The sequence below is a fragment of the Amycolatopsis sp. NPDC051371 genome (genome assembly GCF_040682155.1).
Lineage (GTDB): Bacteria > Actinomycetota > Actinomycetes > Mycobacteriales > Pseudonocardiaceae > Amycolatopsis.
This window is the reverse complement of record NZ_JBFBAG010000086.1, coordinates 16,122-28,012: the sequence shown is the minus strand read 5'-3', so window position 1 is coordinate 28,012 and position 11,891 is coordinate 16,122. Positions and strand designations below refer to the sequence as shown.

Annotated in this window: 2 protein-coding genes; both read left to right on the top strand. The window is 73.0% G+C overall.

The window, feature by feature from the left end; genetic code table 11:
- The first annotated feature begins 106 nt into the window (after window positions 1–106).
- Window positions 107–6,424, top strand: coding sequence for a type I polyketide synthase (locus AB0M59_RS52055; RefSeq protein WP_364631410.1), 6,318 nt, complete (start codon window positions 107–109; stop codon window positions 6,422–6,424).
- Window positions 6,421–11,697, top strand: coding sequence for a type I polyketide synthase (locus tag AB0M59_RS52050; RefSeq protein WP_364631409.1), 5,277 nt, complete (start codon window positions 6,421–6,423; stop codon window positions 11,695–11,697). The genes AB0M59_RS52055 and AB0M59_RS52050 overlap by 4 nt, the downstream gene beginning before the upstream one ends.
- The last annotated feature ends 194 nt before the right edge of the window (window positions 11,698–11,891 follow it).

The following is an 11,891-nucleotide window of genomic DNA, read 5'->3' as shown; positions in this document are numbered from 1 at the left end:
CGCCCTCGACCCGGGCGAGATCCGGTGCACGTTGACCTCGCGGCCCAGCCGTGAGAAACAGGGTTCTAACCCTGTTTCTCACTCACGACCCTGGGGCGACGGGGCCGTGCTGATCACCGGCGGCACCGGCGGGCTCGGCAGCCTGCTGGCCCGCTACCTGGTGGCCGAGCACGGCGTCACCGACCTGGTGCTCACCAGCCGTCGCGGCCTCGGTGCGCCGGGCGCCAAGCAGCTGGTCGAGGACCTGAAGGACCTCGGGGCCCGGGTGCGGGTCGCCGCGTGCGACGTCACCGAGCGCGCCCAGGTCGAGAGCCTGCTCGGGGCGATCGACCACCTCACCGGCGTCGTGCACGCGGCCGGCACGGCCGACAGCGGCGTCTTCGACTCGCTGACCCCGGAGCGGCTCGACTCGGTCCTGCGGGCCAAGGTCGATGCCGCCTGGCACCTGCACGAGCTGACCCACGACCTCGCCGCGTTCGTCCTGTTTTCTTCTGCCGGCGGCCAGGTGCTGCCCGCGGGCCAGGCGAACTACGCCGCCGCCAACGCCTTCCTCGACGGCCTCGCCGCGCACCGGCGGTCCGCGGGCCTGCCGGCGACGGCGCTGGCGTGGGGCCTGTGGGCCGAGAACACCGGCCTCGGCGGCGAGCTGGCCGAGGCCGACCTCGCCCGGATGGCGCGGCTCGGCCTCCCCGCGGTCACCGCGGAGCAGGGGCTCGCGCTGTTCGACGCGGCGACCGCCACCGAGGACGCCGTGATCGCCCCGCTGCGGGTGGACGTCGCGGCGCTGCGGGCCCGGACCGACGACCTGCCGGCGTTGCTGCGCGGGTTCGTCCCGCCGAAGGCACGCCGGACCGCGAAGGCGGCGAAGGCGGCCGACAACGCGCTGGCCGCGGAGCTGGCCGGGCTGGCCGACAACGAGCGTGACCGCGTGCTGCTGGACATCGTCCGCACGCAGGTGGCCACCGTCCTCGGCTACGCGGACAAGTCCGAAGTGGACGGCACCCGCGCGTTCAAGGAGCTCGGCTTCGACTCGCTGGCCGCGGTCGAGCTGCGCAACCTGCTCGGCACCGCGACCGGCCTGACCCTGCCGGCGACGCTGATCTTCGACCACCCGACCGCCAAGGCGGTGGCGGACTTCGTCAAGGGCAAGCTGCTCGGCGCGGTCGCCAAGGTCCCGGCCACCACGACCCGGACGAACGCGTCGATGCAGGAGCCGATCGCGATCGTCGGGATGGCCTGCCGGTACCCCGGCGGCGTCCGCTCGCCGGAGGACCTCTGGCAGCTCCTGGTCGACGAGGTCGACGCCGTGTCGGAGTTCCCGGTCAACCGCGGCTGGGACATCGACAGCATCTACGACCCCGAGCGCGGCAAGCGCGGCAAGACCTACGCCCGCGAAGGCGGCTTCCTCCACCACGGCACCGAGTTCGACCCGGCGTTCTTCGGCATCGGCCCGCGCGAGGCGCTGGCCATGGACCCGCAGCAGCGGCTCCTGCTGGAGACGGCGTGGGAGGCCATCGAGCGGGCGGGCATCGACCCGACCGCGCTGCGCGGCAGCATGACCGGCGTCTTCACCGGCGCGATGTACGACGACTACGGCAGCCGCGTCCCCGGCGCGCCCGCCGACGTCGCCGCCTACATCCCCAACGGCAGCTCGGGCGCGGTCGTCTCCGGCCGCATCTCCTACCTCCTCGGGCTGGAAGGCCCGTGCATGACAGTCGACACCGCGTGCTCGTCTTCGCTGGTCACGCTGCACCTCGCGGTGCAGGCGCTGCGGGCGGGGGAGTGCGGGCTGGCCCTCGCCGGCGGTGTCACGCTGCTCTCGCAGCCGGATCTGTTTGTCGACTCCAGCCGCCAGGGCGTGCTTTCGCCCAACGGCCGGTCGAAGTCGTTCTCCGCGGCGTCCGACGGCGTCGGCTGGGCCGAGGGCGCGGGCCTGCTCCTGCTGGAGCGGCTGTCCGACGCGCAGCGCAACGGCCACGAGGTGCTCGCGGTGGTCCGCTCCAGCGCCGTCAACCAGGACGGCGCGTCCAACGGCCTCACCGCGCCGAACGGGCCGTCGCAGGAACGCGTGATCCACGCGGCTCTGGCGGCGGGTGGCCTGAAGCCGTCCGAAGTGGACGCCGTCGAGGCACACGGTTCGGGCACGAAGCTCGGTGACCCGATCGAGGCGCAGGCGCTGCTGGCCACCTACGGCCAGGACCGTCCGGACGGGCGGCCGCTGTACCTGGGCTCGGTGAAGTCCAACATCGGCCACGCGCAGGCTTCCGGCGGCGCGGCGGGCGTGATCAAGGTCGTGCAGGCCCTGCGGCACAACATGCTGCCCAAGTCGCTGCACATCGACGCGCCGTCCCCGGTCGTCGACTGGACCACCGGTGACATCGAGCTGCTGAGCGAGGCCCGGCCGTGGCTGCCGAACGGCCGCCCGCGCCGTGCCGGCGTTTCGTCCTTCGGCATCAGCGGGACGAACGCGCACATCATCATCGAGGAAGCTCCGCCGTCTACTGTGGAGCGTCCGCGCCGGACGGCACCGGCGTTGCCGTCGGTCCCGCTGCCGATCGCCGGCACCACGGCCGCGGCGCTCGCCGACCAGGCGGCCCGGATGGCCGCGTGGATCCGGTCGAACCCGGAACTGGACCTCACCGACGTCGGCTACTCGCTCGCCACCGGGCGGGCCGGCCTCGACCACCGCTCGGTGGTCCTGGCCGCGGGTCGTGACGCCGCCTTGAAGGCGCTCGACGGCCTCGCCACCGGCGGGACCCCGGCGGGCACGGTCACCGGCACGACCAGCGCGGCCGACCTGACCGCGTTCCTGTTCACCGGGCAAGGCGCACAGCAGCCGGGCATGGGCCGCGAGCTGTACGAGGCCTTCCCGGTCTTCGCCGGTGCCTTCGACGAAGCGTGCGGCCTGTTCGACACGGACGTCCCGCTGAAGCAGGTCATCTGGGCCGAGAAGGGGTCCGAAGACGGTGAGCTGCTGAACAAGACGGCGTACACGCAGTGCGCGCTGTTCGCGATCGAGGTCGCGCTCTACCGCCTGGTCGAGTCGTGGGGCATCACGCCGGACTACGTCGCCGGGCACTCGATCGGCGAGCTGGCCGCGGCCCACGTCGCCGGGGTCCTCTCGCTGGCCGACGCCTGTGCCCTGGTCGCGGCTCGCGGTCGCCTCATGCAGGCCCTGCCGTCCGGCGGAGCCATGGCGGCGATCGCGGCGACCGAGGACGAGGTGCGCGCCGCGCTCCCGGCCGAGGTCGACGTCGCCGCGGTCAACGGCCCGCGCTCGGTCGTCGTCTCCGGCCCCGAGGCCGCGGTGAAGGCCGCGATGGCGGCCTTCAAGGAAGCCGGGCGGCGCGTGAAGCAGCTGGTCGTCTCGCACGCCTTCCACTCCTCGCTGATGGAGCCGATGCTGGCCGACTTCGCCGTCGTGGCGGAGAAGCTGACGTACTCGGCGCCGCGCATCCCGGTCGTCTCCAACGTGACCGGCCGGATCGCCACCGCCGAGCAGCTCTGCTCGCCGGAGTACTGGGTGAACCACGTCCGGGAGGCCGTCCGGTTCGCCGACGGCGTCGGCACGCTGCTCTCGGCCGGGGTCACCCGGTTCGTCGAGCTGGGCCCGGATGCCGTCCTGACCGGCATGGCCCGCGAGTGCGACACGTCGTCCGCCGACCGGCCCGACCGTGTCGTGGGCGTGCCCGCACTGCGCCGGGGCCGCGACGAGGTGCCGACGCTGTTCACCGCGCTGGCCACGCTGTACTCGCGGGGTGCGAAGCCCGACTGGGCCGCCGTGTTCGCCGGGCGCGGTGCGTCCACTGTGGACCTTCCGACGTACGCCTTCCAGAACAAGGAATACTGGCTCAACGCGACGAAACGGGCCGGCGACGTCGGCTCGCTCGGCGCCAAGTCGGCCGGGCACCCGCTCCTGGGCGCGCTGGTGGAGCTGCCCGACGGCGGCGCGGTGCTCACCGGCCGGCTCGCCGTCGACCGGCAGACCTGGCTGGCCGACCACGTGGTGCTGGGCCGGACGATGCTGCCGGGCACCGCGTACGTCGAGCTGGCCCTGCACGCCGGTGACCAGGTCGGCTGCGACGTCCTGGAGGAGCTGACCCAGCAGGCCCCGCTGCTGCTGCCGGAGGAGGGCGGCGTCGACATCCGTGTCGTCGTCGGTGCTCCCGGCGCGGACGGCCGCCGCGACCTGTCGGTGCACTCCCGCATCGAGGACGTCTGGACCCAGCACGCGGCGGGCACCCTGGCCGCTGGGGCCCAGCCGGCGGAGTTCGACCTCTCGGTGTGGCCGCCCGACGGCGCCGAAGCCGTCGACCTCACCGGGCTCTACGACGACCTGGCCGGGCTCGGCTTCGGCTACGGCCCGGTGTTCCGGAACCTGCGCGCGGTCTGGCTGCGCGACGGTGAGGTGTTCGCCGAGGTCGCGCTGCCCGAGGGCACCGCGGCGAGTGAGTTCGGCCTCCACCCGGGCCTGCTCGACTCGGCGCTGGGCGCCACGGACTTCCTCGTCCCCGGCGGCCCGAAGGCGCTGACCGAGACGACGATCCCGTTCGCCTGGAACCAGGTCTCGCTGCACGCCGCGGGCGCGACGACCCTGCGAGTCCGTGTCCGCAAGGAGGGCAAGGACGCCTCCCTCGCCTTGGCCGACGCGACCGGTTCGCCGGTCGCCTGGATCGAGTCGCTGGTGACGCGGCCGGTGTCGGAGGGCCAGCTGGGCGCGAAGGTGCCCGACTCGCTCTACCGCATCGACTGGCAGCCCGCGGCCGGCGTCCGGCTCGTCAAGTCCCTCGAGGGCTGGGCCGTGCTCGGCACCGACGACCTCGGCCTGGGCGTCCCCACGCACGAAGAGCTGGTGGCGGCCGACGTCCTGGTCCTGCCGGTCGGGTCCGCAGACGGGGAGGTGCCGGCGCAGGTCCACGCGACCGTGCAGAAGACTCTGGCACAGCTGCAAACCTGGCTCGACGGGTCTTCCGACGGCAAACTCCTGGTCGTCACGCGCAACGCCGTGGTGGAGAGCCCGGACCTCGCTCAGGCGCCGGTCTGGGGTCTCGTCCGGGCCGCGCAGGCGGAGAACCCCGGGCGGATCCAGGTGGTCGACGTCGACGACCTGCCCCAGTCGATGCGGGCGCTGCCCGCGGTGGTGGCTTCCGGCGAGCCGGAAGCGATCGTCCGGGTCGGCGAGGTCCGAGTGCCGCGGCTGGCCAAGGTCACCACGATCGGTGACCCGGTCGAGTGGGACGCCGACGGCACGGTCCTCATCACCGGTGGGGCCGGCCTGCTCGGCGGGCACCTCGCTCGGCACCTGGTCGCCCGGGGCGCCCGGAAGCTGGTCCTGACCAGCCGTCGCGGCCTGGACGCACCGGGAGCGCGTGAGCTGGTCGAGGAGCTGGGCGCTTCGGTGACGGTCGCGGCCTGCGACGTCACCAACCGGGACGAACTGGCGGATTTGATCGGGTCGCTGCCCGACCTCACCGCCGTGGTGCACGCCGCCGGGCAGATGGACAGCGCGGTGCTGAGCGCGCTCACGCCGTCGCAGGTCGAGAACGTCCTGCGGCCCAAGGTGGACGCGGCCTGGCACCTGCACGAGCTGACCGCGTCGCTGGACCTCAAGGCGTTCGTCCTCTACTCCTCGGCGGGCGGCCTGCTGCTCGCCGCCGGGCAGGCGAACTACGCGGCGGGCAACGTCTTCCTGGACGCGCTCGCCGAGCACCGCGCGGCGCTGGGTCTCCCGGCGACGTCGCTGGCCTGGGGTCCGTGGGAAGGCAGCGGCGACGCGGTCGACCTGACGCACATCGCCCGGTCCGGGGTCGCGGAGCTGGCCGTCGCCGACGGTCTCGCGCTCTTCGACGCCGCGCTCGCGGCCGCCGAGCCGGCGCTGGTGCCGGTGAAGCTCGCCGACCTGCGGGAGGCCGACCGGATCGCCCCGCTCCTGCGGGGCCTGGTCACGGCCACCCCGCGGCGGGCCGCCGCGGCGGCGGGCCCGGCGGCGGCGGCACCCGAGACCGGGTTCGCCGAGAAGCTGACCGGGATGTCGGCCGACGAGCGGGAATCGGCGCTGCTCCAGCTGGTCTGCGAGCACGCGGCGGCCGTCCTCGGCTACGACGACGCTTCGGCGGTCGGCGTCGAGAAGGGCTTCACCGACCTGGGCATCGACTCGCTGGCCGCGCTGGAACTGCGCAACCGGCTCGGGGCGGCCTGCGGGCTGCGCCTGCCGGCGACGCTGATCTTCGACTACCCGAGCCCGCTGCCGCTGACCCGCTTCCTGCTCGGCGAGCTGCTGCCCGAGCTGGGCGAGCCGCTCGAAGAGGTCGCCGAGGCCAACGGAACCGACGAAGTGGCCGCGATCGCCGGGATGGACCTGGCCGACCTGGTCAAGTCCGCGATGGCGGGCACCCAGAACGACGATGGAGGGGACTCCCAGTGACTCAGGCGCCGTCCACCGAGCAGATCGTCGCCGCGCTGCGTCAGTCCATGATGGACAACGAGCGGCTCAAGGCGGACAACCAGAAGCTCACCGCGGCGATGAGCGAGCCGATCGCGATCATCGGCATGGGCTGCCGGTACCCCGGCGGCGTCACGACGCCCACGCAGCTCTGGGACCTCGTCGCGGGCGGCACCGACGCCATCGGCGAGTTCCCGGAGGACCGGGGCTGGGACACCGCGTCGCTCTTCGATCCCGCGGGGCGGCCCGGGACGACGTACTCGAAGGAGGGCGGCTTCCTCTACGAAGCCGCCGACTTCGAGCCGGAGTTCTTCGGGATCTCGCCGCGCGAGGCCCGCACGCTCGACCCGCAGCAGCGGATCGTGCTGGAGACGGCGTGGGAGGCCGTGGAACGCGCCGGCATCGTGCCCTCGACGTTGCGGGGGAGCAAGACCGGCGTCTTCGCCGGTGTGATGTACCACGACTACGGCGCCGGGAGCAGCGACGGCAGCCTGATCTCCGGTCGCATCTCCTACACCCTCGGGCTCGAAGGCCCGTCGGTGTCGGTGGACACGGCGTGCTCGTCGTCGCTGGTCGCCTTGCACTGGGCGGCGCAGGCGCTGCGCCGCGGCGAGTGCTCACTGGCGCTGGCCGGCGGCGTGACCGTGATGGTGACGCCGGACATGTTCGTCTACTTCAGCGAGCAGCAGGGGCTGTCCCCGGACGGCCGGTGCAAGGCGTTCGGCAGCGGCGCGGACGGCGTCGGCTGCTCCGAAGGCGCCGGGATGCTGCTGCTGGAGAAGCTCTCCGACGCGCGTCGCAACGGCCACCACGTGCTGGCCGTCCTGCGCGGCAGCGCGGTGAACTCCGACGGCGCGTCCAGCGGCATCACCGTGCCGAACGGGCCCGCGCAGCAGCGGGTGATCCGCGCGGCGCTGGCCGACGCCGGACTGGAACTGTCCGATGTGGACGCCGTCGAAGCGCACGGCACCGGCACCAAGCTCGGTGACCCGATCGAGGCGCAGGCGCTGATCTCGACCTACGGCAAGGCGGCGACGCCGGAACGGCCGCTGCACGTCGGGTCGTTCAAGTCGAACGTCGGCCACACGCAGGCGGCCGCCGGCGTCGGCGGTGTGATCAAGATGGTGGAGGCGCTGCGGCGCGGTGTCCTCCCGCGCACCCTGCACGCCGAGGAAGCCTCGCCGCACGTCGAATGGACGGACACGGTTTCGCTGCTCACCGCCGAACGGCCGTGGCCGGAAACCGGACGGCCGCGCCGCGCCGGCGTGTCGTCGTTCGGCATCAGCGGCACCAACGCGCACGTGATCGTCGAGCAGGGCGACCCGGTGGCCGTCTCTTCCGCGGAAGAAGGCCCGGTGACCTGGCTGCTTTCCGCGAACGACCCGGAGGCGCTGCGGGCCCAGGCGGCCAAGCTCGCCTCTTCCGTCGGTGACGAGTCCACTGTGGACGTCGGGTATTCGCTGGCGACCACCCGGACCCTCGCCGAGCACCGCGCCGGGGTCGTGGCCGCCGACCGCGCGGGCGCGATCCGGGCGCTCACCGAGTACGCGGCGGGCCGGCCGGCGGGCGTCGTCGAGGGCGTGGCGGGGACGGGACGCACGGCGTTCCTGTTCACCGGCCAAGGCGCGCAGCGCGCCGGGATGGGTTTGGAACTGGCGGCCGCGTTCCCGGCGTTTTCCGAGGTTTTCGACCTGGTGGCCGCCGAGCTGGACAAGCACCTGGACGTCCCCCTGAAGACCGTGCTCGGCTCCGGCGAGACCGGGTACACGCAGCCCGCGCTGTTCGCCGTCGAGGTCGCGGTGTTCCGCCTGCTCGAGTCGTGGGGCGTCCAGCCGGACTACCTGCTGGGGCACTCGATCGGCGAGCTGGCCGCGGCGCACGTCGCGGGCGTGCTCTCGCTCGAGGACGCCTGCACGCTGGTGACGGCCCGGGCGCGCTTGATGCAGGCGTTGCCCACCGGGGGCGCGATGGTCGCCGTAGCGGCGACCGAGGCGGACGTCGTGCCGCTACTGAGCGACGGCGTGTCGATCGCCGCCGTCAACGGGCCGGCGTCCGTGGTGCTGTCCGGCGACGAGGACGCGGTGCTCGCCGTGGCCTCGAAGTTCTCGAAGACGACGCAGCTCAAGGTTTCGCACGCGTTCCACTCGGCGCTGATGGAGCCGATGCTGGCGGACTTCGCTTTCATCGCCCGGAACCTGACGTATCGCTCGCCTGAGATCCCGATCGTCTCGACGGTTTCTCCCGACGCAGACCTGACCTCGCCCGAGTACTGGGTGAGCCAGGTGCGCGACGCCGTCCGGTTCGCCGACGGCATCCGCACGCTGCTCGACGCCGGTGTCACGACGTTCGTCGAGGTCGGGCCGTCGGCCGTGCTCACCGCGATGGGTCAGGCGTGCCTGGGCGCGGACGACCGGGCGACGTTCGTCCCGGTGCTGCGCAAGGACCGGCCCGAAGCCGAGTCGGCGGCCGCCGCGGTGGCGTCGCTCTTCGTCAGCGGGTCCACTGTGGACTTCTCGGCGTTCTACGCCGGTGGCTCGGTGGTCGAGCTGCCGACGTACGCCTTCCAGCGCAAGCGTTACTGGCTGGAGAATCCGACCGGCTCCCGCGTCCGCGGCGTCGCCGAAATCGGACAGCGCGACGCCGAGCACCCGCTGCTGGGTGCCGTCGTCGTCGCGGCCGACTCGGGCGGGGTCGTGCTGACCGGCCGGCTTTCGGCTTCGACGCAGCCGTGGCTCGCCGACCACGTCGTGCAGGGCTCGCTGGTGTTCCCGGGGACGGCGTTCGTCGAGCTGGCGGTCCGCGCGGGTGACGAGGTGGGCTGCGGGCGGCTCGACGAGCTGACCCTGGCCGCGCCGCTGATCCTGCCCCCGGAAGGGGCCGTCCGGCTGCAGGTCGTTGTCGGTGCTCTCGAATCGGAGCAGTGCTCTCTGGGCATTTTCTCGCAGGCTGAAGATTCTTCGGAGTGGGTGCAACACGGCACCGGACGGCTGTCTTCTTCGGTAGTCAGTCCGGCGCCGGCCGTCGAGTGGCCGCCCGCCGGGGCGACCGAGATCGACGTGGCCTCCCGCTACGACGACCTCGCCGCCCAGGGCTTCGACTACGGGCCGGTGTTCGCCGGGCTGCGCCGCGTGTGGCAGGACGGCGACCGGCTGGCCGCCGAGGTGGCGCTGCCCGAGGACGCGGACGCGTCGGCGTTCGGCCTGCACCCGGCCCTGCTCGACGCCGCACTGCACACGATCGGTCTCGCCGGACCGACCGAGGACAAGCCGGTGCTGCCGTTCGCGTGGTCGGGGGTGTCACTGCACGCCGCCGGGGCGGCTGAGCTGCGGGTTCTGCTCTCTTCGGACGTCGAGAACACCGTCTCGCTGAGCGCGACGGACGCCACCGGCGCGCCGGTGCTCAGCGTCGAATCGCTTTCGCTGCGGCCGATCGCGGACGACGCGTTCCGCGCCACGCGCTCGGCGGTCGACGACTCGCTCTTCCGGGTCGAGTGGCAGCCGTTCGCGGGTGACGCCGTGTCCGGTGTCTCGTCCGCGGTGCTCGGGTCCGGCTTCGGGTTGCCGGGGGAGTCCTATGTGGACCTTCCTTCGTTGGTTTCCGCCGGGGTGGCGCCGGATGTCGTGTTCGCGCCGTTCGTGGCGCCGCCGACGCCGTCCCCTCTTGCGGCGCGTGAGGCGACGCATCGGCTGCTGGCGCTGGCCCAGGCTTGGGTCGCCGAGGAGACTTTGGCGTCGTCCCGGCTGGTCGTCGTCGCTTGCAAGGCGATCGGGACGCGTCCCGATGAGGGCGTCGACGACCTGACGCACGCCGCGTTGTGGGGCGTGATCCGGACGGCCCAGCTGGAGTACCCGGACCGGTTCATGGTCGTGGACGTCGACGGTGGTGAGCTGCCGCTGGACGCGGTGCTCGGGGCGATGTACGCCGACGAGCCGGGCGTCGCCGTCCGGGATGGCGCGGTGCTGGTGCACCGGCTGGCCAAGTACGTGCCTTCGGCGGAGCCGGCTCGCCTGGATCCTGACGGAACTGTGCTGGTCACCGGCGGAACCGGCGTGCTGGGACAGCTGGTCGCGCGACACCTGGTGACCGAGCACGGCGTCAAGCACCTGCTTCTCACGAGCCGTCGTGGTGCTTCGGCGCCGGGGGCTGCCGAACTCGTTTCGTCGTTGACTGCGCTGGGTGCGTCGGTCTCGCTCGAGGCGTGTGACCTGGCGGATCGGGACGCGGTGGCCGAGCTGCTCGCGGGGGTCGAGCTGACGGCGGTCGTGCACACGGCCGGCGTCGTCGACGACGGCGTGCTGCTGGCGCTGACGCCGGAGCGGATGGACGCGGTGCTGCGGCCGAAGGTGGACGCGGCGTGGAACCTGCACTCGCTGACCGCTTCGCTGGACATCCCGTTCGTCCTGTACTCGTCGGCGGGCGGCACGCTCGGCGCGGCGGGGCAGGCGAACTACTCGGCGGCGAACGTCTTCCTGGACGCGCTGGCCCACCACCGGGCCGCGCAGGGGCGGCACGCGGTGTCGCTGGCGTGGGGACTGTGGTCGGAGGGCGGCATGTCGAACGAGCTGGCCGACACCGACCTGATCCGGATGGCGCGTTCGGGCGTGCTGGGCTTGTCGTTCGCGGACGGGCTTTCGCTGTTCGACGCGACGTTCGGGACCGCGCAGCCGTCCCTGGTGCCGGTCCGGCTGGACATGTCCGGGGTGCGAGCGGACGCGCACAGCGTCCCGGCGATGCTGCGCGGCCTGGTCCGCGGCCGGCGCCGGGTCGAGGTCGTCGACGACTCGTGGGCCCGGATCGCGGCCCTGCCGGCGGCCGACCGAGGTCGCGCTCTGCTCGACCTGGTGTGCGGAACGGCGGCGGTGGTCCTCGGCTACGAACGCCGTGACGCGATCGACCCGCGCAAGGGCTTCATCGAGCTGGGCTTCGACTCGCTGACGGCGATCGAGCTGCGCAACCGGCTGGAGTCCCTGACGGGACAACGGCTGCCGGCCACGCTGATCTTCGACCACCCGTCGGCTTCGGCGCTGGCTTCGTTCCTGGGCGCGGGGTTGGCCGAACCACCGTCCGCGGTGGAGGTCCGGCTGACGGACTTGGAGACCGAGCTGCGCGCACTGGATTCGTCTTCTCGCGCTGCGGTTCTCGGCCGCCTTCGCGAACTGGTGGCGACGTTCTCCCCGGCCGACCGTGAGCTCGAGGAAGCGGGCGCGGACGAGCTGTTCGCGATGCTGGACGAGGAACTGGAGTCGCAGGGCTGAGTCTCCCGGCCACCTCCCCCGGGGCCGGGCCAGGGACCGCTTCCGCCAACGGCGTCGGAGGCGGTCCCTTTCGTGTGGGTGCGGAGTGCAGGGGCCGCGGAGCGCCACACAGGGCGCTCGACGCGGGGGGAAGCACGCGGCTGGGGCGGTAGCGCTGCCGCAGTGTCTTGAATGACTCATTCAGGGCCTGGGAA